This window comes from Microbacterium sp. (assembly GCF_051953575.1).
Classification (GTDB): domain Bacteria; phylum Actinomycetota; class Actinomycetes; order Actinomycetales; family Microbacteriaceae; genus Microbacterium.
Window position 1 is genome coordinate 39,979 of sequence record NZ_JBQCIP010000061.1, and the last position, 26,848, is coordinate 66,826.

Annotated in this window: 22 protein-coding genes; 1 reads left to right on the forward strand and 21 read right to left on the reverse strand. The window is 69.3% G+C overall.

The window, feature by feature from the left end; genetic code table 11:
* Positions 1–5 precede the first annotated feature (5 nt).
* From ACTHNQ_RS04595 to ACTHNQ_RS04655, 13 genes are all read right to left on the reverse strand, one after another.
* A complete protein-coding gene (locus tag ACTHNQ_RS04595; protein ID WP_440331497.1) occupies positions 6–884 on the reverse strand; it encodes a lytic murein transglycosylase in 879 nt (292 codons plus the stop codon).
* Complete coding sequence (locus tag ACTHNQ_RS04600) at positions 884–1,831, reverse strand: anchored repeat-type ABC transporter permease subunit (RefSeq protein WP_440331499.1); 948 nt, start codon at positions 1,829–1,831, stop codon at positions 884–886. The genes ACTHNQ_RS04595 and ACTHNQ_RS04600 overlap by 1 nt, the downstream gene beginning before the upstream one ends.
* On the reverse strand, positions 1,828–2,601 hold the full coding sequence (locus ACTHNQ_RS04605; protein ID WP_440331501.1) for an anchored repeat-type ABC transporter ATP-binding subunit: 774 nt from the start codon (positions 2,599–2,601) through the stop codon (positions 1,828–1,830). Before ACTHNQ_RS04605 ends, ACTHNQ_RS04600 begins: the two co-directional genes overlap by 4 nt.
* On the reverse strand, positions 2,598–3,644 hold the full coding sequence (locus tag ACTHNQ_RS04610; protein WP_440331503.1) for a choice-of-anchor M domain-containing protein: 1,047 nt from the start codon (positions 3,642–3,644) through the stop codon (positions 2,598–2,600). Before ACTHNQ_RS04610 ends, ACTHNQ_RS04605 begins: the two co-directional genes overlap by 4 nt.
* A gap of 66 nt (positions 3,645–3,710) precedes the next feature.
* The gene (locus ACTHNQ_RS04615; protein WP_440331505.1) at positions 3,711–5,279 is read right to left on the reverse strand and encodes an anchored repeat ABC transporter, substrate-binding protein; all 1,569 of its coding nucleotides are present in this window, start codon (positions 5,277–5,279) and stop codon (positions 3,711–3,713) included.
* Positions 5,276–5,584 (reverse strand): hypothetical protein, encoded by a 309-nt coding sequence (locus tag ACTHNQ_RS04620; RefSeq protein ID WP_440331506.1) that lies wholly within the window; start codon positions 5,582–5,584, stop codon positions 5,276–5,278. Before ACTHNQ_RS04620 ends, ACTHNQ_RS04615 begins: the two co-directional genes overlap by 4 nt.
* Entirely contained in the window at positions 5,560–5,766 is a 207-nt protein-coding gene (locus ACTHNQ_RS04625; protein ID WP_440331507.1) for a hypothetical protein, read from the reverse strand. Before ACTHNQ_RS04625 ends, ACTHNQ_RS04620 begins: the two co-directional genes overlap by 25 nt.
* Positions 5,763–10,976: a TIGR03773 family transporter-associated surface protein gene (locus ACTHNQ_RS04630; RefSeq protein WP_440331509.1), complete on the reverse strand. Its 5,214-nt coding sequence runs from the start codon at positions 10,974–10,976 to the stop codon at positions 5,763–5,765. The genes ACTHNQ_RS04625 and ACTHNQ_RS04630 overlap by 4 nt, the downstream gene beginning before the upstream one ends.
* 121 nt (positions 10,977–11,097) lie before the next feature.
* Positions 11,098–11,733 (reverse strand): hypothetical protein, encoded by a 636-nt coding sequence (locus ACTHNQ_RS04635; protein ID WP_440331510.1) that lies wholly within the window; start codon positions 11,731–11,733, stop codon positions 11,098–11,100.
* 886 nt (positions 11,734–12,619) lie between these two features.
* Positions 12,620–12,775 (reverse strand): zinc transporter permease, encoded by a 156-nt coding sequence (locus ACTHNQ_RS04640; protein WP_440331512.1) that lies wholly within the window; start codon positions 12,773–12,775, stop codon positions 12,620–12,622.
* Between the two features lie 109 nt (positions 12,776–12,884).
* A complete protein-coding gene (locus tag ACTHNQ_RS04645) occupies positions 12,885–13,460 on the reverse strand; it encodes a helix-turn-helix domain-containing protein (RefSeq protein WP_440331514.1) in 576 nt (191 codons plus the stop codon).
* A 70-nt stretch (positions 13,461–13,530) separates the two neighbouring features.
* Positions 13,531–14,526 carry a VOC family protein gene (locus tag ACTHNQ_RS04650; RefSeq protein ID WP_440331515.1) on the reverse strand — a complete coding sequence of 332 codons (996 nt, stop codon included), beginning with the start codon at positions 14,524–14,526 and terminating at the stop codon, positions 13,531–13,533.
* Positions 14,523–16,172: an acyl-CoA synthetase gene (locus ACTHNQ_RS04655; RefSeq protein ID WP_440331517.1), complete on the reverse strand. Its 1,650-nt coding sequence runs from the start codon at positions 16,170–16,172 to the stop codon at positions 14,523–14,525. The genes ACTHNQ_RS04650 and ACTHNQ_RS04655 overlap by 4 nt, the downstream gene beginning before the upstream one ends.
* A gap of 186 nt (positions 16,173–16,358) precedes the next feature.
* On the opposite strand from ACTHNQ_RS04655, the gene ACTHNQ_RS04660 reads away from it, so the two are divergent.
* Positions 16,359–16,934 (forward strand): TetR/AcrR family transcriptional regulator, encoded by a 576-nt coding sequence (locus ACTHNQ_RS04660; protein WP_440331519.1) that lies wholly within the window; start codon positions 16,359–16,361, stop codon positions 16,932–16,934.
* A 66-nt stretch (positions 16,935–17,000) separates the two neighbouring features.
* On the opposite strand, the gene ACTHNQ_RS04665 is transcribed toward ACTHNQ_RS04660, so the two are convergent.
* The 8 genes from ACTHNQ_RS04665 to ACTHNQ_RS04700 all read right to left on the reverse strand — a co-directional run.
* Positions 17,001–18,692, reverse strand: coding sequence for a CocE/NonD family hydrolase (locus ACTHNQ_RS04665; protein ID WP_440331521.1), 1,692 nt, complete (start codon positions 18,690–18,692; stop codon positions 17,001–17,003).
* Positions 18,693–18,710: 18 nt separating this feature from the next.
* A complete protein-coding gene (locus tag ACTHNQ_RS04670; RefSeq protein ID WP_440331523.1) occupies positions 18,711–20,108 on the reverse strand; it encodes an NAD(P)/FAD-dependent oxidoreductase in 1,398 nt (465 codons plus the stop codon).
* A complete protein-coding gene (locus ACTHNQ_RS04675; RefSeq protein WP_440331525.1) occupies positions 20,092–21,780 on the reverse strand; it encodes a CocE/NonD family hydrolase in 1,689 nt (562 codons plus the stop codon). The genes ACTHNQ_RS04670 and ACTHNQ_RS04675 overlap by 17 nt, the downstream gene beginning before the upstream one ends.
* A gap of 38 nt (positions 21,781–21,818) precedes the next feature.
* Positions 21,819–22,664: an ABC transporter ATP-binding protein gene (locus tag ACTHNQ_RS04680; RefSeq protein WP_440331527.1), complete on the reverse strand. Its 846-nt coding sequence runs from the start codon at positions 22,662–22,664 to the stop codon at positions 21,819–21,821.
* On the reverse strand, positions 22,654–23,475 hold the full coding sequence (locus ACTHNQ_RS04685; RefSeq protein ID WP_440331528.1) for an ABC transporter ATP-binding protein: 822 nt from the start codon (positions 23,473–23,475) through the stop codon (positions 22,654–22,656). Before ACTHNQ_RS04685 ends, ACTHNQ_RS04680 begins: the two co-directional genes overlap by 11 nt.
* Positions 23,472–24,329, reverse strand: coding sequence for an ABC transporter permease (locus ACTHNQ_RS04690; protein WP_440331530.1), 858 nt, complete (start codon positions 24,327–24,329; stop codon positions 23,472–23,474). The genes ACTHNQ_RS04685 and ACTHNQ_RS04690 overlap by 4 nt, the downstream gene beginning before the upstream one ends.
* The gene (locus tag ACTHNQ_RS04695; protein ID WP_440331532.1) at positions 24,329–25,279 is read right to left on the reverse strand and encodes an ABC transporter permease; all 951 of its coding nucleotides are present in this window, start codon (positions 25,277–25,279) and stop codon (positions 24,329–24,331) included. The genes ACTHNQ_RS04690 and ACTHNQ_RS04695 overlap by 1 nt, the downstream gene beginning before the upstream one ends.
* A 147-nt stretch (positions 25,280–25,426) precedes the next feature.
* A partial coding sequence (locus ACTHNQ_RS04700; protein WP_440331534.1) for an ABC transporter substrate-binding protein occupies positions 25,427–26,848 on the reverse strand: 1,422 nt, incomplete at its 5' end.

Here is a 26,848-nt window from a genome sequence, read left to right on the forward strand (position 1 = left end):
TGCGCTCACCGGAGGGTCGCGAAGTGACTCGCCGCATCCGCGACGCGGTTGTTGTACTCGACGGAGGGGTTGTAGGCACCGATCGCGGCGATCCAGTTCGCCGAGACGGTCAGGTCGCCGCCGACGTCACACAGGTGGATCGCGGCAGCCAGGGCCGCGTCGTCGATCTGATTGATGTCGGTCTTGCCGTCCCGGTTTCCGTCCTGGCCGACCGCTTCCCACGTGGAAGGGATGAACTGCATGGGGCCGACTGCGCGGTCCCAGACGGCGTCACCGTCGATACGCCCCTGGTCGGTGTCGGGAACGGGGTTCGTCCCGTTCCCATCCAGCGGGATGCCGATGATCGCCGGAGCAACGGTGCCGTCGGGGCGGAGGGTCGCACCGGTCATGCTGCCATGCTCGGACTCGACGAAGCCGATCGCGGCGAGGGTGTTCCAGCCGATGCCGCAACCGGGGTGCGTCTCGTTGGCGGCGAGGGCGGCACCGGCGTAGGCGGCCAGCGCCCGCTCGGGGATGTTCCCGGCCTTCGCGATCCGCGTGACCCAGGCGGGGTGGGCGCGTTCGGCCACGGGCCGATCAGCGGCCGCGAGGGTGCCGAGGGTGGCCTGGGCGGGGGTGGGCTGCACGCGGATCGGGGTCCGGCTCGGCGTCGGGGTCGGGGTGGACGTCGCCGCCGTCGTGGTCGCGTCGGCGGGCGGCGGGGTGAGCGCCGCCGCCGCGAGCGCGCCGACACCGAGCACCGCTAGGACGATCGTCGCGGCCGGCAGGGCCCACCGCCGCCACGCGGACGGCCGCGCTGACTCGACCGGGCTGTCGGTGACGGGAGTCTCGATTATCGCGTCGAAGGAGTCGCGTCGGCGGGATGCGGGGGTCGGGTCGGTCATCAGAGGGCTCCGGTGTTCACAGGTTCGAGGTCGGGCTCGGGTTCGGGCTCGGGCTCGGCGGCAGGAGGGGCCGCCTCGACGGCGCGGTCGCGGGTGCGCCGCCGCCAGGTCTTCGCGATGAGGCCCTGCCGGGGGGCGAAGAACCAGGCGAGCAGGAACGCAGCGGTCAGGACGAGGACGATCGTGCCGCCGGTCGGGAAGTCCCACGACCAGGAGATGTAGAGGCCGACGAGGGCCGAGACGCCGCCGATGATCGGGGCGAGCAGCATCATGATCCCGAGCCGGTCGGTCAGCAGCCGGGCGGTCGCCGCCGGCGTGATGAGCAGCGCGAGCACGAGGATGTTGCCGATGGTCTGCACGCTGATGACGACGGCGAGGGTGACCAGGACGTAGAGCACGAGGTCGAGCCAGAACACCTTCACGCCCATCGCGCGCGCGGACTCCCGGTCGAGAGAGATGGTGACGAACTCCTTGTGCAGGGCGAAGATCACCGCGAGTACGAGCACCCCGGTCCCACCGACGACGTAGAGATCGGAGTCGGGGATGCCTGTGATCGAGCCGAACAGGAATTGCTGCAAGGAGCCGGCGTAGCCGGGGGCTTGGGAGATGACGACGATGCCGAGGGCGAACGCGGCGACGAAAAAGACCCCGATGATGGAGTCCTCCTTCAGCCTGCGGTTCTGCGAGAACACCGCGACGAGAACGGCGGTGAGGATGCCGGCGATGGTGCCGCCGATCACGAGGTTGCCGCCGACGACGAACGCGACCGCCAGACCGGGGAAGACGGCGTGGGCGACGGCATCGCCGATGAAGGCCATGCCGCGCAGCACGACGAAGGTGCCGACGACGCCGCAGACGAGGGAGGACATGACCGCGACGGCGAGCGCCTTCGGGAGGAACGCGAGGTCGGGGTTGAGCAGGTCGGTGAGGAAGTCGATCGGGTTCATGCAGTCACGCGCCGTTCAGGAGATGTGGCAGCCAGGATGCGCAGCAGGGCGGAGTCGGCGCCGACGCCGAACGTGGTCATCCACAAGGCGGGGTCGGCGGCGAGCTGGGCGGGTGTGCCCGTGGCGATGATCGTGCGGTTCAGCAGCGCGATCCGGTCGCAGCCGTCCAGCGCCGACAGCAGGTCGTGGGTCGTCATCAGCACGGCGCGGCCCTCGCGGGCGAGGTCGGCGAACAGCACGGACAGTAGCTCCTGGGTGGGCATGTCCAGGCCGGTGAACGGCTCATCGAGTAGCAGCACCGCGGGCTGCGCGGCGAGCGCGCGGGCGACGAGCACCCGCTGGCGCTGACCTCCGGAGAGCTGCCCCACGGGGCGATCCGCGAGGTCCGTCATGCGCACCCGCTCCAGCGCATCCGCGACGGCCTCCCATTGAGCGACGCCAGGCCGGCGGAACATCCCGAGCCGCCCAGTCAGGCCGGTCATGACGACGTTCGCGACCGAGATTGGGAACTCCCAGGCGAACTCGTGCCGCTGCGGGACGTACCCGATCGGGGTGCGGCCGGGCTTGGAGACGCGGCCCTCGACCAGCACGCGGCCGGTACTCGGGGCGAGCACTCCGAGGACGGTGCGCAGCAGGGTCGTCTTCCCGGCTCCGTTCGGGCCGATCAGTCCGACGAGCTCGCCGCGGTCGACGGCCATGTCCGTGCCGGTGAGGACGAGCCGGCCGCCGAGCTCGACGGACACGTTCTCGATCACGAGCGCCGCGGTCATCGCGCGTCCTCGGATACCCGATCGAGGACGAGGTCGCTGTCCTGGGTGCGGGCGGCGAGCGCGCGCCGCTTAGCGCGGTTGCCGCGCACGATCACGACGACCACGCCGGCGACCAGGGCGACCGCGACCAGGGCGATCGCGCCGATCAGGATGGGCACGAGCGGGTCGCCGGCCGGCTCCGGGGCGGCGGTCGCCGGCTCGTCCAGCGTCACGTCCTCCGCATCCGCGCCCTCGCCGGGGGCCGGGGCGGCAGCGCCGTCCCAGCTCGCGGCGAGCGCGTCGGCCGGGGCGGTCGCGGTGCCGACGGCGAACCGGATGACTTGCGTGTCGGAGACGGTCGAGCCGTCCACGAGGTGAGCGGTCGCCTCGAGCTGAAGCAGGTAGATGCCAGGCTCGGTGAACACCCAGTTCGCGTGCGTGTGCGTGTTCACGTCGACCCATATCGGCTGCGCGTCGGGCAGGCGGGAGTCCCACAGCAGTTGCGGCTCCCCGAACGACCCCGACTGGAGGTAGGTCGTCACGACCCCCGGCCCCTGCGCGCCGGTGAGCGACAGGGTGACACCGCGGTCGATCGTCTGCATCACCTCCGGGTCTTGCGTGTTCCAGCCCAGCCACACGACCTCGGGGTTCTGCGTCTGCGGCACGACCCACACCGGCTCGCCGGGGTCCGCGCCGACGAAGGCGTAGGCCGGATCATCCGGGACGGACAGCTGCGCCTGGTCGAGGACGTGGAAGACGGTCTCGTCGGGGTAGCGCCACACGCTCGCCGCGTTCGCGTCGGCCTTGGCGACGTCATCGTGGATGAGGAACGTCCACTCGCCGTCGACGAACTTCGGCCCCATGTCGACGTGCCCGGCATCCAACGTCCGCTCGCCGTGGACGACCGCGAGGTTCGCGTCGAGGGTCTGATCGAGGTTCGGGTCGTCGTCACCGTCCTCGGCGAACGCGGCGGTCGGCGCGGCCAGCAACATGAGGGCGAGGGCGGCGATCCCGGCGCGCATGGCGCCGGCGGCTCGCCTGCGGGGTCGGGTGAGGGTCGTCATCGGGGACTGCTTTCTCTCTCATCGGTTCGGTCATGGGGTCGCCCTGCCGGGCGAGCTGGAGTGCGCTCATCCGCTGAGACAATCGCGGAGGGAGTCGGCGTTGAACCGCATCATGTCGACGTAGCTCGGCACCCGGTCGTCCAGCGCATCGCCATAGATCAGGCACACCTGGACGTGCTGCTCGGCGGCGAGCTCGGTGAGCACGTTCGCGCGGGCGATGTGGTTCGGTTCGAGGAACACCGCCGGGATGCGCAGCGTCCGCAGCGTCTCCGACAGCTTCCGGCGATCCGCCAGCGATGGCTCCGCCGCTGGGTTCGGGGTCACGAATCCGGCGATCTGCATGTCGTAGGCGTGGGCGAGGTAGCCGAAGGCGTCGTGCGTCGTGATGAGGTAGCGGTTCGCCTCGGGGATCGTCGCGATCTGCTCGCGCACGTAGTCGTCCACGTCCTCCAGCTCGGCGAGGTAGGCGGCGGCGTTCGCCGTGTAGTCGCGGGCACCTTCGGGGTCGGCGCTGATCAGGGTGTCGCGGATGAGCAGCACGTAGGCCATGCCGTTGCGGACGTCCTGCCACAGGTGCGGGTCGATCTCGCCGTGGACGTGCTTGCCGAGCACGGCCTGCGGCAGCTGGTAGACCTGCGTGCCCGCGCGGCCGAGGAAGGAGAACTGCGACCCGGCTGGGATCTCCGACAGCGCCTTGGACGGCACGTCGATCACGACCTCCTCCGGGGCGTAGGAGACCTGCGTGTGCTCCCCGCCGCCCTCCGGGTCGTACCGGACCTCCAGCGCCCCGTCCTCGAGGTTGGCCGTCAGGTCCGCGTGCCCCTGGTTCAGCACCACCGCGTCCGGCATCCCCGCGTCGGCGGGGTTGACGCCGACTGCGAAGGTGAACGTCGCCTGCCCGAGCTCTTGCGGGCGCGAGGTGTCGTCGACCTGCACGCGGGCGTCGAGCGTGACGGTGTAGATGCCGGGCTCGGTGAATGTCCACGACAGGTGCGTGTGCGCGTCGGCCGGCAGGGACATGGTGTCGTCCTTGTAGCCGTTGCTCGCGTCGAACCCGTTGGACGAGTCGAAGTACACGTCCGTGTCGCCGAACGTGCCCGTCAGGTACGCGAACACGTCGCCCGGCCCGGTGACCTCGGTGGCCGACAGCAGCACCTCGGAGGTGCGGGTCGCGCCGTAGCGGGCGGCGCCGTCGCCGTGCGCACGCAGACCGAGCCACACCGTGTCGAGGTTGACGTTCTCCACCAGCGGGATGATCTCCGCGGCGTACTTCACCGCTTCCTCTGCGAGGGAGACGTTCACCGCGCCGGCCTGCAGGTTGGAGTCGAGAGTCTTGATGACGTTGTGCTCCTCCAGCAGCGCATAGTTGGAGAAAGCGACGTCCGCGTACACGACGTTGCGGGCATCCCGCAGCGTCGGCTCGTAGATGTGCGGGTCCGCGCCGTCCGGCACGATTGAGGCGACGTCCACCCGGTCGCCGCCGACGTTCTGCACGAGATCGCGCAGCAGCCCTGTCGTCGTGATGACCTGCAGCCGGTCGGTCTCGGCCGACAGCAGCGGCTTGCTCGCGCATCCGGTCAGCGTCAGCACCGTCGCGGCGAGCGCGGCCGTGGCGGCGAACATGCGGCGGCTCATGCGACGGCCTCCGCCTGCCGGACGATGCCGATCCGTTCGTCTGGGTCGACCAAGTGCAGGCCGGCGTCACGCAGCCCCGGCTCCAGCAGGGTCGCCAGGCGCGCGAACGTCTCCTGCCGCCCGGTTGCGGTGAGGTGGCCGAGCCTGTTCGCACAGACGAACCCGGCGACCGGCCCGGTCAGCTCGTCGAGGATGTCCGGGGCGGCGCCGGCGAGCACGCTCACCTGGTCGATCAGTTCGGGGTCGTCGGCGACACGGGCCAGCAGCACTGCCCGCATCGTCAGCGACGGCTCGATCGCGACCACCTGGGCGCCGTGGACCGAGCGAGCAGCCGTGTGCCGATCCCGGTGCCGGCGCCGACGTCGAGGACGGTCGCGTTCGGGTCGAGGTCGGCGAAGGCCGATGCCAGGGCGGGCCGCAGCCCACCCCAGACATCGGTCATGAACAGGTCATGGAACTCGCCCATGCCCTCGTATGCGTCGATCACGCCGGAAGGCCGCCCCTCCGTCGCCGCCACCACAGCACCCCCGTACCCGCAGCGCCCCCGATCAGGAGCGCGCCGAGGATCGACAGCAGCAGCGGGACCGGGTTGCCGGTCGCGAGCGCGGTGAACGGGTCAGTGATCCCGCCGCCGGGAACCGGGGTGCCCTGGCCGGGCAGCAGGTCACGGGCCGCAGCCGCCGCAGCCGCCGCGGCCTGATCGGCGGACAGCCTCGTTCCGTCATCGTCGGTCAGCACCGCGTTGGAAATGGTGCCGCAGCCCGATCCCGAGCCCGCCGCCGACGCCGGGTCCACATTCCCGACCACGATCGTCAGGGTCTCCGTGTCGGAGGAGACCTGCCCGTTCGCGAGGGTCGCGGTCTGCGTCGTGCTGATCCGGTAGACGCCCTCGGCGGAGAACGCCCAGTTCGCGTGGGCGTGAACGCCGAGCGGGATGCTGTAGCTGCCGCCGTTGTTGAACACCATCGACTGCACGCCGCCGAACGAGCCGGACAGGTAGACGCGCAGCGCGCCGGGGCCGTCGATCGAGTTGATCGTCCAGGTGACAGGCCCGCGGGTGTTGGCGGCGTTCAGTGCCTCGGTCGACCAGCCCAGCCAGATCAGGTCCGGGTTCTGCGTCTGCGGCACCTGCCACACGCTCGACCCGGCCGCCCCCACCTGCCCATAGCCGGACGGGAGGGTGACACGGCTGGACGGCTTGAGCCACAAGATCGTACCGCCCGGCTCCCGGTAGACCTTCGCGCCGGACGTGTCGTCACCGATCAGCGATTCAAGCTTGCCGCCCACGATGCGGGAGCCGTAGTCGATGTGACCGGACGACAAAATCGTCGCCCCTGCGACGCACTGTGTCGCAGACACCTGGACCGCTCCCGGGGCGTCGCCGCCCGGGACAGATCCCGGAGGCGATGGTGTGGTAGGCGCGCGGACGATGGACAGGGAGTCCCAGCCGAGGAGGTCTCCCCCGGCGGTCTTCACCACCAGTCGATGACCACCCGTCGTCGCACCCGCCGGCAAGCGGACCTGGACCGCGCCCGACTGGCCGACCTGCGCCCAACCGAGCCAGTGCGGGGTGGAGTGCAACCACACCGACACCCAGGAGCCAGCACGATCCCGGTCGAGCTGTGCAGTCAGCAGCTGACCCGGGATGAATCCGTTCTCCCCGCCCAGAACGCTCACCGTGCCTGCGGTCGCGTCCGTGAGCTCCTCATCCGGGACGGGGGTGCGGTCGTCATCGGCAGGGTGCCCCGGGGCGGCGGTGAAGCAGGCGGCGGGGTCGACCTTGCGCACGTCGACGGCGCCGACCGCAACGGCAAGAGTGAAGCTATCGCTCACTGGTTTGCCGGAGCTGAGGGTCGTTGCGCGCTCGAAGGCGAGACAATAGACGCCTTCGGCGCTGAACGCCCAAGTCCCATGGGCGTGGGTGTGCTTGGGAATTGCGGATGTGTCGGCGGCGGTGATGCCGTCCCGGGTGTTGAACATCACGCTGGGTTCGCCGAACACCCCTGTCTGGAACAGGGCGAATTCGCCCGGCCCGCTGCTGTCGACGAGCGACCAGCGGAATGCGTCTCGCGTGGCGTCATCCGCGATCGCCTCCGTGGACCAGCCCGGCCAAAGCAGCGCGTCGTCCTGGGTTTCGGGGAGGATCCACGTGGCAGAACCGGCGGCCCCGAGGAACGCATACTCGGGGAGATCGGGAACGCTCGTCCGCGCGGCCGGCTTCGCCTGCAGCACGGTCTTCGCCGGGTCGCGCCAGACAGGCTCGCTACTTTCGGTGGTGTCCTTGATGCGCGTGCCGAAAACGTCGCCGTTCAGAACGGATGCGACGTCGACGTGACCGAGGCCGAGGATCGTCGCCCCGGAAGCGGTCTTCGTACCGTTCGGCACATCCCATTCCACGGGCTCCGGCTCCCCAGGGCCTTCCCCTCCGGGATCCGTGCCCTCCCCTCCTTCCGCGCAAGGAGTGACGGTGGCGGGATCCTCGACCCCGACCGCGTAGGTGATCGTCTTCGTGGCTGCGGAGACCGTGCCATCGGCGAGTGTCGCGGACCAGGTCAACGGAACACAGTAGATCCCGGGCAGGGAGAACGACGGCTGATTGGCGAAGATGAACTGCGGCCACAGCGTGACACTGCGCGACTCGCCGGCGCGGGTGCCGAACGATCGGTTCTTGTAGTAGTCGAAGCTGACTGTTCCCGGCCCGTCGACCTCCCCCACACGGATGGTTGCGTCTCCCCGGATGTCGCCCCGCGGGAGATACTCACCGGAGTGAGTGAACTCCACGCCCTGCCAGGAGGGGATGCGCCAGCCGTCGCCCTGGTCGATGAAGCCGCCTATCACGACGGACTCCGGGTCGTGCCAGCTCGTCGCCCACGGGTGGGTAACGACTTTGGTCGCGACATCGAGCCCGTCCGGGCTCAACACCGGAGCGAACTGGACGCGGTCGCCCGCGGAGGGCACCAGTCCCTCGTCGCTGAGACCATCGAGATCGATAGGGGCGAGCTCGGAAACAGGACCATCAGGATGGGTCCGTGCGCAGGGCTGCACGGTGTGCAGGTCGACCGAGTCGCCGATCGCGATCGTGAGCTGGTCACGCACGACCTCGTCCGTCCCGGTCGCGGCGTCGCGGGCGCGGACCTCGAAGTTCAGGCAATACACGCCCTCCTTCGTGAACGCCCATTCCAGATGCTGGTGACTCGTCGGACCGATGAACGATGCCGGCAGCGCGGTCGAACTCACATTCCTGTCGGGCATGGCGAAGGTGCCCCCTTCGGGACCGGTGTAGCCGAGAAGAGTCCAGGTCGGCTTCCCCTCGGTCAACGCCTGTGGGAGGCTTTCATGCGTCAGACCCGGCCAGAGCGTCGAGGTCATGAACGCGTTGCTCGCAGAGAACCCGTAGTACGGCGTACCGAGAGGCCCTATCGCGCTGTAGTCTGCTCCGCTCCCAGTGGCCGTGTCCGGGACAGTGAAGTCGATGTTCGGTCCGCGGCCGACCCACACCGCATCTGCCACAGTGGGGAATGCACCGGTGTCGTGGACGTCGCCGGTGTGCAGCTCCAGCTCCCCGTCGACGAGCATGGGTCCGATGTCGAGGTGTCCTTGGTGGAACCAGGTGACGGTCGGATCCAGGTCATCGTAGATGTCCTCATCACCGGGATCGGTCGGCCCGTCGCCGCCATGGGACTGGGCGCAGGGCTGGACAGTCGTGGCATCGATGCCGATGGCGAAGGTGAGCGTCGAGTAACCGATCGCAGGAGCCTCCGCCCCCACGAAGGTGCCTCGAGACTCCACGGTCAGGCAGTAGCGTCCGGGTGCGGTGAACGCCAGCCCCACGATGTTGAATGGGTCAGCGAACGGGTAGTAGCCGTCTTCGACCCCAGTGGCCCATACTGACCCAGCGCTTCCCTCCTCGCGCGAGTCCCATTGCGCCACGACGCTCGAATCGGTGATCCAATCGTTGTTCCCCGATGCATAGCTTGCGACGTAGCCTCCTGCCGGGGTCTCGGTGGCCACCAATCGCAGCGAGTACGCGCCGTCCACCAGCTCTTCGGCGGGGGTGGTGTCGGCCTGCGGCAGCAGAGTCAGGGGAATCCCTGGGTCGGAGAAGGGAGCGTAGGCGGGGCTGCCGGCTGTGCGCCACAGCCGTGTGCCGGGTGCGGCGATCTGCCCCCAGAGCTTCTGGTTCGTGGCGTCCGTGCCCTCCGCTGGCCAGGCGGCATCCTGTCGCGGCAGCGAGAACACCGTCCTCTGGGGCGTGAGGGTGGTGGTGCGACCGCCGACCACCCGGTTCAGATCCATCCGCAGGGTGCCGTCATCGGCCGGTACGGGCGAGAGGTGCACGTCGCCGGCTCCGATCACCGTGACCCCCTGCTCGACGGTCGGGGTGGGCGACGGGTCGTACGACCCGGTCGCAGTGGGCTGGGCGCAGGGGGTCACAGTGGCCGGATCCACACCCACCGCGAACGTGAGCGTCGCGCGGTTGTTCGCGATGAGACCCGTTTCCAGGTCGAGCATTTCGCTGTCCAGCGTGAGGCAATAGATTCCGGCAGCGGTGAACGCGAACCCAGATGCCTCGCTCTCGACCGGGCCCTCGGCGTCCGGCGTCAACGACTGCCGGGGCGACACCGCCCCGATGGCGCCAGAATGCCACCGACCAGCCGGATATCCATCATCACCGCGGAAGGTGGTGAACGCACCGCCCTCCGGCGACACCGCCTCGGCGACGCTCATCATCAGCTCGAAGCCGTTTTCCGCAGACACCCCGTGCGCGTCAGTGCGCAGCAGCAGGTCGTTGCCTGCCGAGGAGTCCGCGGCTGCCTCAGTGCGCCACACATCGCTGTGAGACGGGACCAGCAGATTCCAGTTCTTCCAGCCCTGCTCCGCGGGCTCGAACCCGGTGCCGGGCCAGGACTCGACGTTCGGCAGCGAGAACACCGTCTCGCCGGGATCGAGGACCGTGCCGCTCTCATCGATCAGTCGCAGACGCAGATTGCCGTCCTCCCAGCGGTTCGAGATGTCGACAGTGCCCTCGCTCAGCACGTGAACGGGCGGCACACCCGCCGGCGCCGCGGCCAGAGCCTGGTCAGGGTGCTCGGTAGCCGGCTCGGAGACGGCTTCCCGATCGTCGGAATCCCGCCCCAGGTCGGGAGAGTCCTCTGCAGATTCTTCTGCCGTGGTCACGTGGAACCGGTAGGTCGTGTCCGCCGCCGTGGAGGTGGCCTCGGGCTGATCTGGCAGGGCGTAGCGCGTCTCGGCACCGACCACGAGCTCGTAGTCGCCGGGTACGGTGAAGGCCCAGTCGAGCATCGCCCCCTCCGCGTCGACGTCGAGCGTCTGGGCCTGTCCCTCTGCCGTCCCCCAGACGCGCGCTCCGCCCGCAGGTGTGGCGTGAACCGCACCGCCCTGCGGGGTCATGACCGAACGCAGCTCGAGTCGCACCCCGCTCAGCGATGCCCCGGTGGGCAGCCCGGCGGCATCCACCACGACACGCGTGCTGGCTGTGCCTTCGGTCACCGCGAACACAGACTCCACCGAGCCCCGACCATCGGCCGTGGCGGCCACCAGGGCAGTGCCTTCCGCCGCAACGGCGACGCCCGGCAGCACGGCGCCGTCGAGCAGGATCGGGGTGTCAGCGACAGCGGGCTGTGCCATCCCCCCGACGAGGGCGACGACCGCGACCAGCGCGAGGAGCAGCTTCAAGGGAGTCTTCTTCATCGGGAGGCTTTCAGCAGACAGTGCGGGACAGGAAGCGGGAGCTGCACGCAGCTCCTGGCTCCGCCAGATGGACGGAGCCAGGAGCGCGTGGTCAGAGGGCAGCCGATTAGAACGTGAAGAGGATGTTGTTCGTCTTGCCGCCGGGGCCCAGACCCGAGCCCGTCACCTTGACGCCGATCTGCGCCTGCGACGCCGAGGTCGTGAACGTCCACGTGAAGTGCTCGTGGAAGTCCGCCGTGGCGCCCGCCGGGAGCACGAACGACTCGGTGTTGTCGCCGACGGAAGTGTCGAAGTAGACCGTCGAGGGGTTGGTCGGATCGGTGATCTTCACGTTGGTCCCCGCGGGAACTCTCGTGAGCTGGACCGTGTAGGTGCGGTTCACGGTGGGGGAAGCGAAGGCATCGTCGATGCGGATGCCGCCACCACCGACCGGGGTGATCGAGGTGGCGTCGTCACCGTCGACGACCTTGCCCGAGCCGACGGCGAACCAGCCCGCCGGGGCGTCGACGTCTTTGTAGCTGCCCGCGCCCGAGTGATCGAAGTTGACGACTTCGAGCGGGGTGTTACTGACGGCGATGAGGTCCCATTCACCGGTCTGCGCCCCGGTGACGACGGTCGCGGCGTTCGCGGCGACCGGCGCACCGATGCTGAGGGCGACCGCCGCGATTCCAGCGACGACCGATCCGAGAAGGGTCTTGTTCCTGCGGACTGCGCTCTGGCGGTCATGGGTGATGGTGGACATGTTCGTTCTCCTTGAGTTGATTGCGTGGATGGATGGCTCGCACGCTCCAGCAGGCGCAGACACGGTCTACGCAAGGGGGGCTCAGACTGCCCTGCTACCGGAGCGCGCCCAGCATTCGGTCCGAGTAGATGAACTGCGTCCGCACAAATCCGACGTGCTGGCATCGGACCGGAACCCATATCGCACGTCCGACGCGTCTCGGCTGGAGGTTCCAGGCCGCGCGCAACAGGACGTCAGGGCCGCAGCCGCAGCGAGGTGCTTCGCCGCGGGCAAGGTGACCCCGGCCATGCATGCGCCGTGCGTGCATCCTCAGACCTGCGACGCTGTCGCGATTCGAATCGCGAGGCGACAGCGTGGTGACGCGAGCGAGGATTCGTCGGCGACTCCTGACCCGGCCCATCGCCTACCCCGTTTCTGCCCGCAACCCACGCACGACGTGAACATCGCTATCCATAAATGAGAATGGTTATCATTACCACCGTCCGTATCTTGGCGGCTCGGTGGACCGTCTGTCAAATTGATGACGACTGGAGATGAGTCCGCGACACTCGAATCAGAGGGAGTGGACCGAGCCGGATGGGCAGGTGGGGCGAGGCTGCCTTCTGCCTGAGATTCAGAAAGCTGACGCGCGGCGGCTGAGGTGAGGCTGGTTCTTGGCCGTGCGCCCCTCGCCACACCGGTCGACGTTCAGGTGCGTGCCCCTCTCGTGCGTTGCTCCGCGCCGACGCTCCGTTGGCGATCACTCGACGTCGCCGCCTCGGATCCTGCTCATGGGTGCGCGTGCTCACGCACCCGGTCAGCCGGCCTTCGGTCGGCCGACTGAGCCGGCATGACGAAGGGGACGTGCCGCCGAAGCGGGACGCCCCCTTGCGCGGACGAGCGCCGGTCAGTGCTCGTCGTAGTGGTCGGCGTGGGCGGCGTGCTTGTGCCCGTCATGCACGTAGTCGAAGTGATCGCCGTGCTCGACGGCCTCGTGGCCGCAATCGGCGCCGTGCGCGTGCTCCGCCAGGCTGTGCTCGGCATGGGTGTCGGTGGTGGTCATGCTGTCTGTTCCTTCCGTGATGAATCCGCAGCCGCGTCGGCTGCGGCGGGCTCTAGGACGTGCGCGACGGCGTCGGCGATGACGTGCGACACGTGCACGCCGAAGCGGCTCAGAAGGTGCTGCTCTGCCCGTCCATCGACAGCTGCGGGATCGTCGTGCACACGAAGACCGTCGCCTGAGGTGTGATCGCCTCGAACAGATGCGGCGCATCCGCCGGGAAGCGCAGAAAGTCTCCCGCCTGCGCCATCACCGGGGCCGAGGCCGGGCCGATGCGCACCCGGCCCTCGAGCACGAGGCAGTGTCGCAGGGCTCCCCGGCCCTGCGGCTTGCGCGTCGATGGGCCGCGGTTGGCCTCGAGGCGCAGCACGCTGTTCGTGACGTATCCCGAGCCGAACGCGTGGTCGAGCTGACGCACCTGCAGCGTGCCGTCATCCCGCCACGGGACGGCGTCGCGCCATTGGACGAGCACCTCGTTGCCCAACTCGCTCACGAGCGCGCGGATGCTGACGCCGAGCGCAGAGGCGAGCCGCTCGATCGTGTCGACGGTGGGGTTCCCTTCGCCGGACTCGATGCTCGCGACGGTCTGCTTCGACAGTCCCGCCCGCCGTCCAATCTCGGCGAGCGACAGGCGGCGGTCCTCGCGGAAGCGGCGGAGGTTCCGCGCGACCATGTCGTTCGCATCCATGGCTCCGGCTCCTTCGCGTGGCGGCATGCTCCCCCCATCATCGCCGATGCGGCTCGCCCGGCCGATCGTCTCAGAGGACGGCGGAGGGCGTCGTCCCGAGGCTGCGCGCGTCGCCGCCGAACACGAAGGGGTCGCCGTACCACGTGAGTCCATCGGGGAAGGCCTCACGCTCCCACTTGATCGGCTCCCAGTCCGGCTCGAAGATCAGATACCCGCCCGCGTAGATCTCCACCCGATGGCCCGAGCCCGGGTCGAGCACGTAGAGGTACATCGCCTGCCCGATCCCGTGCTTGCCGGGGCCGAGGTCGAAGGTGACGTCGTAGTCGCGGAGCACGTCGGCCGCCGTCAGCACGTCCGAGAGATTCTCGAGGTTGAAGGCGACGTGGTGCAGCTGGGCGGTCTTGCCGAACGAGTTCGCGACCATCGCCAGGTCGTGCACCTGGGGCGTCACCGACATCCACGAGGCCAGCACCGTCGTGTCATCCCGGTGCAGCGCGTACTCGCGGCGGCGGAAACCTAGGTTCTCACGCACCCAGCCCTCGGCCTGGTTGATCGTCTCCCTCGAGGTCTGCACGTTGAAGTGGTCGATCCGTCGGACACCGAGACCCCGGCGGCGGGAGCTGTTGCTCGGCAGCTTCGACGAGATCTCCTCCGGCGCGCCGGGCTTGTCGATGTCGTAGTAGAGCTCGAACGGATGCCCGCTTCCGGGAACCAGGAACCGCACCGCCGTGCCGCGGCCCACCTCCGCGCCTGCGGGCACCTCGACGGTCTCGATCTCCTGGCGCTCGAACTCGGCCGCGAACAGCTCGACATCCTGCGGACGCCGGACGCGGAAGCTGTAGGAGTTCACCACGCTCTCGGGCTGCTCCGTGAGCACGAGCGAGTGGTGCGCGAGTTCCTGGTACCCCCGCAGGTAGGCGGTGCTCCCCTCGCGGTGCACGATCTCCATTCCGAGGAGGTCCCCGAAGAAGTGCAGCGAGGTCGCGAGGTCCTTCGTGCCCAGGTTGATCGCCCCGCAGTGAGCGATCTGCGGACCGGGGTCGTACCCGTCGGCGAATGCGGTCATGAGGCTCGTTCCTTTCGGTCCCGCCGAGACGGGACGTGCACGTTCTCGGTGAAGGGCGCGCCGTCGGCGACGGCGATGCCTGCGGCATCCGTCTCCTTCACCCGCGCACGGATGGTGGACTTGTCGAGCTTGCCGGCGCCGTTGCGGGGGATGGCGGGCCACACGACCAGCCGGCTCGGGAGCTTGTAGCGGGCGAGCTCGCCGGTCAGGTGCTCGCGGATGTCGTCGATGCTCAGCTCGGCACCGGCGAAGGCCACCACGGCGCACACCGCCTCGCCCCACTTCTCGTCGGGCACGCCGACCACGGCGACGTCGGCGATGGCGGGATGCCCGCTCAGCGCGTTCTCGATCTCGGCGGGATAGATGTTCTCGCCGCCCGAGATGATCATGTCCTTGAGCCGGTCGACGATGAACAGGTAGCCGTCCTCGTCGGCGTAGCCGAGGTCTCCGGTACGGAACCAGCCGTCGTCGGTGAATGCCGCCCGGGTCGCCTCGGGATTGTTCCAGTACCCCCTCGACACGTTCGGGCCGCGCACCCAGAGCTCGCCGCGGACGCCGGGCCGGTCGATCGGCTCGAGGGTCGCCGGATCGACGACCTTCACCTGCGTGTACGGCATCCCGATCCCGCACGAGCCGAGCTTGGCGTCCGTCATGGATGCCTCGAGGTAGGTCGAGAACGGGGCCGTCTCGGTGAGCCCCCAGGCCTGCTGCAGCAGCACGCCCTTCTTCGCGTAGAGCGAGATGAGCGCGGGCGGCACCGGAGCCCCGGCGGCGATCGCCGATCGCAGCGAGCTGAGATCTGCGCTCTCGAAGCCGTCCTGGCGTGCGATCGCTGCGAGCATCGCGGGCACGAGGAACATCGTGTTCACCCCGAAGGCCTGGATGTCCTCCAGCGCCCGCGCCGGGTCGAACGACCGCCGCAGCAGCACCGTGCCACCGCGGACGAGGGTTCGCAGCGTCAGCGCGTTGAACCCGCCGATGTGGAACAGCGGCGCCACGGCGAGGCACACGTCGCCCATGCGCGTGTCGACCACCGAGTCGACATTGACCCAGTTCCACCACAGGTTGCCGTGCGTGAGCATGACACCCTTTGGCGTGCCGGTCGTGCCGGAGGTGTAGAGCAGCGCGGCCAGATCGTCGTCGACGAGCGCCACGTGGGGAGAGACCTCCTGGTCGGACGAGCAGAAGGCTGCGAAGGACTGCCAGTGCCCGGTGAGCGGTCCCGGCGGCTCGAGGGCGGGGTCGTCGTCGACCAGGAGCGCACAGCGGATGCCGAGATCCTCGAGGTGGCCGTCGATCGAGGCCGCCTGCGCGGGTTCGGCGACCAGCACGTCGGGACGGGCGTCCCGCAGCACCGCGTGAACCTCGGGAGCGGCCAGCCGGAAGTTCAGAGGCAGGAAGGCCGCCCCTACCCAGATCGACGCGAAGTAGGTCGTCAGGAAGGTCAGGCTGTTGAGGCCGGCGTAGGCGACGCGGTCGCCCGGCCCCACGCCGTCGGCCTTGAGTGCCGCCGCGTACCGGCCGACGATGTCGGCGAACTCGGCATAGGTGACGGGGCGCTCCTCGTAGACGATTGCGACCCGCTCGCCGTGCCACGCGGCGTGACGGGCGATCTGGGCGACGGCGTTGATGTCGACGTGACTCACCGGTGTCCTCCTCGACGGATGCGGATGTCGGGATCAGCCTGCCGCGGACCCCTGGGCGACGGCACCCCTCGTTCCGCCCCCCGGCACATCGGTGCGACGGCCGCCGACGCGGCGTGCCGGGGGCGGCACGCGGACGCGGGCGCCGAGGTGACTAGGCTCGCGATGAATCGATGGAGAGGAACCGGGATGGGCCGAAGGAGCCTCGCAGACGAGCGTCGACCGCAGATCATCGCCGCCGCGAAACGGGCCATCGCCCTGCACGGCCTCGCCGGCGCGACCCAGGAGCTGATCTCCGCCGAGGCGGGGCTGAGCCGTCCGCACATCCGTCATTACGTGGGCAACCGCGACGAGCTGATCGACCAGGTGTGGTCGGCGACGATCGACCCCTACGTGGCCGGCATCCGCGCTGCGGTCGCCGCGCTCGACACGCGCGGGATCGGCGTGGTCCTCGACTACCTGTTCGGTCCCGACCTCGATCGCGACGAGGACAGCGCGGTCATCGAGGCGTTCTTCACCGAGGCGCAGCATGATCCCCGGGTGCGCGCGATGGCGTATCGCAGCTATCGCGAGCTGGAGGATGCGCTGTCGCAGTGTGTGCGGACGGCTCTCGCCGAGCCGGATCCCGCGAAGACCGACGGCATCGCGTACGCCCTGCTCTGCCTGACGATCGGCGCCTCGGCCGTGTCTGGCTTTCCCTTTCCACCGTCGCATCGCGACGGCGCCCGGGCCGCCGCCGAGCTGCTCCTGTCGCCGCCGAGCTGACCGGGGCGACGACCGGCGCGGGGTGGTCGACCGGCGCGGGTGCGACGATCGACCACCGGTCGCGCGTCAGAGCGCGGTGCCGTCGAGTGCGTGCGCCGCACCGACGCTGTCGAGCTCGTGCACGATCAGCGCTGCGCCCGTTCGTCCCCCCAGCGCCACGCGCTGCTGCGCGGGACGGGTGTCGACCGCCTCCCAGGCGGTCTCGGGCGTCCCCGTCGAGTAGAGGAACTCCGGATAGTCGCTGGACTGCAGGTGCAGCTGCAGGGCGTGCCCCTCGGCGAGGAGGTAGCCGATGCTGCCGAGATCGACCGTGACCGTCGGGGCGGAACGCGCGTCGAGCACGTGCACCTGGCCGAGAGCGATACGGGTCAAGCGGCCGTTCGGGGCACGGTCGTAGAGGCGCGCGAACAGGTGGGCGTCATCGAACTCGGACGAGAACACGGCCTCGACGCTCACCGGCCCCGCGAGCGTCGACGCCCGCTCGGCGGGCGCGCCAACGAACACGGCGACGTCGTCGCGCTCGGCGAGCGCGCGATCGTCGGGCGAGTACTGGAGATACGCGAACGCGTTGGGGGTGCTCGTGGGGATCAGATCGGCGGGATCGTGCCGCCACTCCCGCACGCTCTCCTCCTCGACCGCGGCATCCGCCTCGGCGAGCGTGCCGGTGGCGGTGAGCGCGAGGCGCCGCGCGGCCGCGCCGCGCGGTGGCCACGCCTCGTCATGCCGGTACCCTGCCGTTCCCGCCAGGTTCCATCTCACACGCGGGACGGCGGCCAACGCGGACGGCCCCGCGAGGACAGCGTCGAAGAAGTCGAGGGCCGGGTCGACGTACTCGGGCAGATCCTCGCGGAACTCCTCGACGGTGCGCTCCCGACCGGCGAGCGAGTTGCCGAAACGGAGGCTCTCGTGGTCGATGGAATCGATCAGCAGATACTCGTGCGCCGACCACTCGGGATCCTCGGAGATCCACCGCCGATCCGCCCAGGACCAGTGCGCGCAGTTGTCCCACCAGCCGATCGTGTGCAGCACCGGGATGGCGGGTCCGCGGAAGACGCGTTCGCCGCGGAAGCGCGCGTCGCCGCCGTAGACCGGGTAGGCGAGGTCGAACGTGGGGGACGTCAGGCCGACCTGCTCCTGGAACCGGCGCAGTTCGCCGATGAGCGGGCGCGCCTGCCAGTCCGGCTCCCAGTCGTAGGCCTCGGCGGCGAGGAACCACGCCGTCAGGTAGAGCATCGTGTGCACGTACTCGACCTCGCGGTGGGTCTGTCCCGGCTCGACGAGCGGCCGGTCGCCGAGACGGGTGCCGGTCACGCGGGGGGCGATGGCCTTGAGCGCGGGATGTCCCGACGCCGCGGCCGCCCACTGCGTGAAGCCGTAGTACGAGTCCCCCCACATCACGACGGAGCCGTTCGACCACGGCTGGCGTGTGATCCAGTCGATCGCGTCGTAGCCGTCGTCGACCTCGTTCATGAATGCGACGGGCACGCCCTCCGAGCGGAACTTCCCGCGCACGTCCTGCGCCACCACGTGGTAGCCGCGGGCGACCATGTGCCGGGCGACCCAGGGGATGCCGGTGTACACGCCGTCCTTGTCGTACGGCAGGCGGATCAGGATGGCGGGCCCGCGCGCACCGTCACCCGAAAGGTAGACATCCGAGGCCAGCCGCATACCGTCACGCATCGGCACCATGTGCTCGGTGGCGTCGTCGGGGAGGGGACCGGGCGCGATGATCTCGTACTCGATCGGCGAGGTGGTCATGTTTCTCCGTTCCTGCGGTCAGCGACCGGCAATGAGGTTCGCGACGCGGGCCGCGAAGGCGGTCTTCTCGCCCCCGCGCGCCTCCCGAAGGTCGGCGAAGCGGTAGGCGGCGTAGATCGCCTGCACGGCGGTCCAGCGCAGCGGCTCGATCTCCCACCGGCGGGCGGTGTGACCGACCCACGGCAATCTGACGATGTCGGTGTCCCGCTCGAGGATGAGATCGGCGAGGGTCCGCCCGGCGAGATTGGTCGCCGCGACGCCGGTGCCGACGTAGCCGCCTGCCCAACCGAGGCCGGTGCGCCGGTCGAGGCCGACCGTCGCGGCCCAGTCGCGCGGCACTCCCAGCACCCCGGCCCACGCGTGGTCGATGGGAACGTCGGCCGCAGCCGGGAAGAACTCGCGCAGCAGGCGCGTCAAGCCTTCGATCGTGCGGGTCTGCGTACGTCCGTCGGTGTCGACGTGCGACCCGTAGCGATAGGGCACCCCGCGTCCTCCGAAGGCGATCCGTCCGTCCGCGGTGCGCTGGGCGTACATGTAGACGTGCGCGACGTCGCCGAGCGTCTCGTAGCCGTCCCAGCCGATCTGCTCCCAGACCGCTGGGGGCAGCGGCGCGGTCGCGATCATCGACGAGTTCATCGGCAGCCAGGTGCGATGCTCCGCTGCGAGGTTGGCCGTGAACCCCTCGGTGGCGCGGACGACGTGCGCTGCACGCACAGTCCCCTGTTCAGTTCGGGCATGACCGGGTGTGATCTCGTGCACGGGGGTGTTCTCGTAGATCCGCACGCCGAGCGCCTCGACTGCGGCGGCGAGGCCGCGGGCGAGCTTCGCGGGGTGGATTCTCGCGCAGTGCGGATCCCATACGGCCGCGAGTGCGCCCTCCACCTTGATGCGCCGGCTCGCCTCCGCGGGGTCCAACTCAACCAAGTCAGTCCCCGGCCAGCTGCGCTCGCGGTGGAAATCGGCTTCCAGGCGCGCGCGCTGGGCGGGTGTGCGGGCGACGCGGAACTCGCCACTCTTGACCGAGTCGGCGTCGATCCCCTCCGCAGCGATCACTGCGAGTACCTCGTCAACGGTGTCATTGAGGGCACGCTGATGGTCGATTGCGGCTTGGCGTCCGTGGCTCCTCTCGTAACGGTCCCGACCGCCGGTGACGGTGTTCGCGACCCAGCCACCGTTTCTCCCCGAGGCGCCGTACCCGGCGAAACGGGCCTCAAGAACCACCACCCTCAGGCTGGGGTCCAGCCGCTTGAGGTAGTACGCCGTCCACAGCCCGGTGTATCCGGCCCCGACGATGCAGACATCGGCTTCGGTGTCACCGGGCAGAGCCGTTCTCGGGGTCGGAAGGCCGATCTGGCTCCACCAGAAGGAGACGTCCCCGTTGCGGACCCCCACTGACTCCTCATGTACTCGATTCATTCGCCACTCCTTCCACTTGCCCCAGAGGGGTCGTCACGATCACAGAGAGCCCCGCGTCTCCGCCGAGCCACAGCGATTGGGTGTTGGCGGCGGTCTCGCCGGCGGCGAGCGGGTCCTCGCCAGTGCCGGGTTGCGGCACGTACTCGGGGAAGTCGCTGCTGGCCACTTCGACGACGAGGCGGTGGCCGGCACGCACTCGGTAGCCGGCGTGGTCCATGGCGATCTCCACGTCGAGCGGTGCCGACGCGTCGATAATGTGCACGTTGCCGCGGGCGATGCGGGTCTGTGCTCCGCTCTCGTCCATGTCAATCAGTCGGACGAAGACGTCCATGCACGGCCCCGTCGACGCAAACCGTCCCCGCGCGCGGACTCTGCCGACGATCTCGACCGGGGCGACCAGCGGCTCGCCGCGGAACACGACGACGCCGGGATGGGCGCTCACCCGGGCCGGGTCGCCCCCATCGAGGATGCACTTGAAGGGATCCGGGGCGGGCGAGGGGACGAGGTCGTCGGGATCGTGGGTCCACTCGAGGGTCGACTCCGCAATGGCGACCGCCGCGGGCGCGCCCGCCTGCAGTCCGCCGCCGGCCGTCGCCGCGAGCACGAGCTCCTGCCCCTCCGGCGGCCACGACGCCGCGGTGCGCACTCCGCCGCCGTGCGCGACGGTGTAGCGCACCCGCGGAATGGGGGCGGCATCCGGCACGCGCCGGACGTACACGTCGAAGAAGTCGGCCGTCGGGCCCGCGATCCGCGGGATCCTCGCTCGCCATTGCTCGTCCGTCATCAGGGCCAGCGAGTCGTCGGCGCCGAGCACGTAGGAGTAGTGGTCGATCGGTTCGATGAGGAGGTGCAGCGCGTCGCGCCACGCCGGGCGAGAGTTCATCTCCTCGACGTCGCGCCACGACCAGACGGCGCAGTTGTCCCACCAGCCGATCGTGAACAGCGTCGGGATCGCGCGCGCCTCGAAAGGATGCGGGAGATTTCGGAACGGGCGTAGGACGTGGCGGTGAGGGTACCACTGGTCGAACGAGCGAGAGCTGCCGTCCCCGTTCTCGGTCAGGAAGGCGCGGATCGAATCGAGGTATGGGCGGGTGGTCCAGTCGACATCCCAGAACAGGTTGTCGTTGTCGTGGAAGAAGTTCAGCGGGTAGGTGTACACGGCCGACCACTCGACGTCGCGGACGAGGTCGCCCGGCGCGGCGATCGACGGCTGGCCGAGACCGGTGCCGGTCAGGCGCGGGGCGATCGCCTTGAGCGCGGGATGCTGGGCGGTCATCGCCGCGAGCTGGGTGAAGCCGTAGTAGGAGTTCCCCCACATCGCGACGTTGCCGTCGCACCATTGCTGGCGGGAGACCCAGTCGATCGTGTCGTAGCCGTCGTCGGCCTCGTTCGCGAAGATCTGCCTCTCGCCCTCGGAGCGGAATTTGCCCCGCACGTCCTGTGCGACCACGCGGTAGCCGCGGGACATGTAGTACTCGGCGAACAGGTCGATGGGCGTGAAGCGGCCGTTCTTGTCGTACGGCAGCCGAGTCAGCACGACGGGGCCGGGCGCGTCGTCGCCGTCGGGAAGGTAGACATCGGTGGCGAGGCGGACACCGTCGCGCATTCGCACCATGTGCTGCGTCGCCAGGGGGCTCATCGTGCCGGGGCCGACACGGTGCACGTCAATCATTCCTGTCCTTGCTCTCGTCGTGGGGGCGGTGTCGGCGGTCACGACGTGCGGATCGTCGAGGTGTTGAGCCAGCGCTTCGGCTTCCAGCCGCGCCTGGGCACCGACTCGATGAGGCGACGCGTGTACGCCTCCTGCGGATCGCCGAGCACCTGCGCGACGGGCCCCGCCTCGACGATCCTTCCGCCGCGCATGACCACGACGTCGTCGCACACCTGCTGGACCACGGCCAGATCGTGGGAGATGAACAGCAGCGCCACCCCTGTCGTCCGCCGGATCTCCTGGAGGAGTTCGAGCACCTGCGCCTGCACCGACACGTCGAGCGCCGAGACCGCTTCGTCCAGCAGCAGCAGTCGCGGTCGAGCGGCGAGCGCGCGGGCGATCGCGACGCGCTGACGCTGTCCGCCCGACAGGGCACGGGGGCGCGAACCGAGCATCTCGAGCGGCAGACGCACCTGGTCGAGCAGCTCCCGGCTGCGCTCGGCACGACCGACACGGTCGAGATCGGTGTGCAGCCGCAGCGCCTCATCCAGGCACGCCGCCACACTCTGACGGCGGTTGAGTGACTGGTACGGATCCTGGAACACCATCTGCACGACGCCGCCGCGCCGACGCCGGTCGCGTGTGCCGACGCGGCCCTTCAGCTTCCACGTCTCGCCATCGACGCGGACGGTGCCGCTCGTGATGGTCTCGAGACCGACGATCATGCGCACGGTCGTCGACTTGCCGGAGCCGGATTCGCCGAGCACGCCCAGCGATCCGCCGTGTCGGAGGGCGAACGACACGTCCTCCACCGCGGTGAACAGCTCGCGGCCCGGTCTGTCGGTCCGCTTGACCGTGAAGCGCTTGACGAGGTTCTCCACCTCGAGGATGTACTCATCGGCCATCGCCGCGCTCCGTCCCTTCGGATCGGGCGATCGCCGGCGCGAAGTCCGGACGCGCCGCGATCAGCCGCCTCGTGTAGTCGTCCTGTGCCTCCTCGTAGACACGCTCCGCCGACAGCGTCTCGACGACCCGGCCGGCGTTCATGACGATCAGCCGGTCGCACGTCGCGGCGGCGAGGTCGAGGTCGTGGGTGATGAAGAGCATCGCGAGCCCTCGTTCGACACGCAGCTCGTCGATGATCGCCATCACCTCCTCCTGCGTGGTGACGTCGAGCGCGGTCGTGGGCTCGTCGGCGAGCAGCAGCAGGGGATCCGACATCAGCGCGGAGGCGATCATGACGCGCTGCAGCAGCCCGCCCGACAGCTCGTGCGGGTACTGGTTCATCCGGCGGTGGGCATCGGTGATCCCCACCTCGCGCAGCAGACCCACGGCCCGGGCCGCGGCATCCTTCCGGTTCAGCCCCCGCACCTTCACCTGCCCCTCCGTCAGGAAGTCGCCGATGGTGTGGATCGGGTTCGTGTGGGCACGGGGATCCTGGAAGATCATCGCGACGCGATCGCCACGGAACGCCCGCAGGGCGGCCGGCTCGAGATCGAGCACGGACTGGCCGTCGAAGAGGATCTCGCCCTCGAGAACGGCGTTGGTCGGGAGGAGCCGGATGACGCTGCGGGCCGTCAGCGACTTCCCCGAGCCGGATTCGCCCACCACGCCGAGGGCCTCCCCGGCGCCGATGGTCAGGTCCACTCCGTGCAGGAGCTCCTTCCCGCCGATCGCGAGTCTCAGGTCGCGGATCTGCAGCAGCGGCGTGGTCATCGTTCTCCGATCTCGTACTTCTGCGAGAGGGCGTCGCCGATCACGTTCATGGCGAGCACCGTGATCAGCACCAGGACGGAGGCGATGACAGCCTGCTGCGGGTGTCCGGCGAGGATCCCGTTCTGCCCCTGCGCGATGAGCAGACCCCAGTCGGCGGCCGGCGGGCGCTGCCCCAGACCGAGATAGGAGATCGCACTGAGGTCCAGGAGCGCGTAGCTGAAGGCGACGGCGCTCTGCACCGCGAGCACCGGGAGCAGGTTCGGAAGGATGTGGCGCACCGCGATGACTGTGCGGCTCTGCCCCTGCACGACGAGCGCGGAGATGTACGGAAGGCTGCGCTCGCGGATGGCGTTGGCCCGGAGGATGCGGCCGAACACCGGGAGGAAGGCGATGGACAGGGCGATCACCGGCGCCACGAAGCCGCCGCCGAACATGGCCGCCGCGAGGATCGCCAGCACCAGTCCGGGGAAGGCGAAGAGGATGTCGAAGCCGCGCGAGATGACCGTGTCGGTGAGGCTGCCGAACCACGCCGCGATCAGCGCGAACAGCAGTCCCAGCGCCGCCGAGAAGAGCACCACCAGGAACGGTCCCATGATGGTCGAGGGCACGGCGGCGAGCACCCGCGAGAAGATGTCGCGACCGGTCTCGTCCGTCCCGAACAGATGCTGGGCCGACGGCGGCGCGTAGATGTTGGCGAGGTCGATCGCCGTGGGGTCGTAGGGGGCGACGAGCGGACCGAGGAAGACCAGCACGACCAGCAGACCCATCCAGCCGATCGACGCGAGGATCGCCCAGCGCGCGCGGTGGGTGCTCGCGCCGCCGGCCGCCACCACAGGTGCTGCCACTGCCGTCATCAGAGGACCTCGTTCCGGGCGATGCGGGGATCGATGATCGCGTTGACGACATCGACGATCATGTTGACCACGACGAAGGCCGTGACCAGGAACAGACACAGCACCTGGACGACGGGCAGATCCTGGCGGGACGCGGCCTCGACCAGGAGCGAGCCGATCCCGCTCAGGCCGAACGCCTGCTCGGCGACCGCCGTACTGGCGAAGAGGCCCGCGACGGTGATGCCGACCACGGCGAAGATCTGCGCGGAGGCGTTGCGCAGCACGTGATGCGGGATGTAGTCGCCGGGACGGAGCCCTCGCGCACGCGCGGTGTCGACATGCTCCGAGTACATCTCGCCGCGGACCGCGCTGCGGGTGATGCGCGAGACGAAGGCCAGGTAGGCGCAGCACATGGCGATGGCGGGCAGTGTCAGATGGTAGAGCTGGTCCCAGAAGTTGTCGCCGTTGCCGTACACGGGGAACCACGACAGATACAGCGAGAACACGGTGATCAGGATGATCGCGACGACGAACGTCGGGGCTCCCATGAGGACGGACGTGGTCACGGTCACCGTGCGGTCGACTCCCCGCCGCGACAGGGCGGCGAGGATCCCGCTGCCGATGCCGATCACCACGATGATCAGCGAGGCGTAGGCGACGAGCATGAGCGTCGTTTCGATGCGCGGCCCGATGAGCTGCTCGATGTCGGTGCGGTAGATGTACGAGCTCCCCAGATCTCCCGAGAGCATGCCTCCGAGCCATCGGAAGTACTGGACCAGTAGCGGGTCGTCCAGGCCGTACTGCTCACGGATCGCCGCGATGGTCTGAGGATCGGCATCCTTGCCCCCGAGCAGCGACGCAGGATCGCCGGGAGCGAGGTACAGCGCCGAGAAGATCACGAAGCTTGCGACGAGGAGTGTCAGCAGCAGCGCCGAGATCTTGCGGGCCAGGAACCACAGGACGGTGATCACGACGCCGCCGAAGGGTCGTCGACGACGCCCCGCAGCGGGGGCAGGACGTGGGAGCGGGTCACGGTGGGTCCTCCGGATCGATGCGCTATGCCGACGGTGACGATGGCGGAGCGACGCCGGGTGCGCCGCTCCGCCATCGCGTGAGCGTTACTTGCCGCCCAGGTCGATCGCCCAGGGGGAGGTGATGTGACTGAAGGATGTCACGACGCCGGTGAGCTCGTCGCTCAGGAACGTCCGGGTGTACTCCGAGCCGAAGACGATCATCACCCGATCGGGCCCGTAGATGGCCTGAGCCTTCACGAAGGCCTCGGCCGACTCTGCCGGATCGGTCGCCGTGGCGGCCGTGGCCATGTACTCGGTCACCTGAGGGTTGTCGTAGCCGGTCCAGTTGAACAGACCGTCGGGGAGGACGAAGAACTGCGGGTACTGCAGGATCGCAGGGGTGTCGCTGAAGCCGGTGGTCAAGACGAAGTCCAGTCCATCGCGTCCAGCCGGATCGTAGAAGATGGCCCCGAACTCGGCAGGCTGCAGCTGCTTGATCTCGATCTTCAGGCCGATCTGCTCGCCGGTGGCCTGCACGATCGTCGCCAGCGTGAGCGCCGTCTGGTCACCCGCGGTGATGCCGAGCACGAGCTCGGCGCCCGTCGCCCCGGCCTCGTCGATGAGCGCCTTGGCCTCTTCGATCTGCCCGCCGGAGTTGTCGGGGAGCGCGTCGTAGCCTTCGCGGTAGATGTCCGCCTGGTCGGAGCCCTCCCAGAGGAACGGCGGGACGAACGTCTTGATCGGCTGGCCGAGGCCGTTGAGTGCGGCATCCAGCGCCGCCTGCTTGTCGATCGCGATGTCGAGCGCCGTGCGCACCCGCGGATCCGCCGCGGGTCCTTCGGTGGTCGCTCCCGCGAAGGTCGTGAAGGCGCTGCTCGGGCCGGCGTAGAACGTGCCCTGGTCGGAGTTCAGGAACTTGTCGAGGCTCGCCGTGGGAACGGAGAACGCCCCGTCGATCTCGCCCGACAGCAGAGCCGACGTCAGAGTGGTGTCGCTGTCGAGGAAGTCGAACTCCAGCTCCTTCACGAGCGGCGTCTTCCTCCAGTGCGACGCGTTCGCCGTGACGGTGATCGAGTCGCCAGGCACCCACTCGTCGAACTGGAAGGGACCGGTGCACATGATGCCGCCGCTGGAGGTGCCGCTGTCGTCGGCGGCCGCTTCGGTGAACGCCTTCTGCACGATGTAGCCGGCCGGACCGGCGAGGGCGTTGCGCAGCTCGGCATCGGGCTGGGTGAGGGTCACCGTCACCTGGTGAACGCCGGTCTCGGCCACATCGGCGACGCTCGAGAACGAGCTCGCGTTAACCGAACCGGTGTCGGGATCCGCAGCGCGCTGCAGGCTGTAGACCACGTCGGCGGGCGTGAGAGGCGAGCCGTCCCAGAACGTCACGTCGTCGCGCAGATCGATGACGAGCGTCGTCGGGTCGGCCCACTCCACGTCGGTGGCGAGGTTGGGCTCGATTCCGAAGGACGGATCGGTGAGAAGCAGGGTCTCGCACATGTTGGCGACGACGAGAAGCGCCGAGTC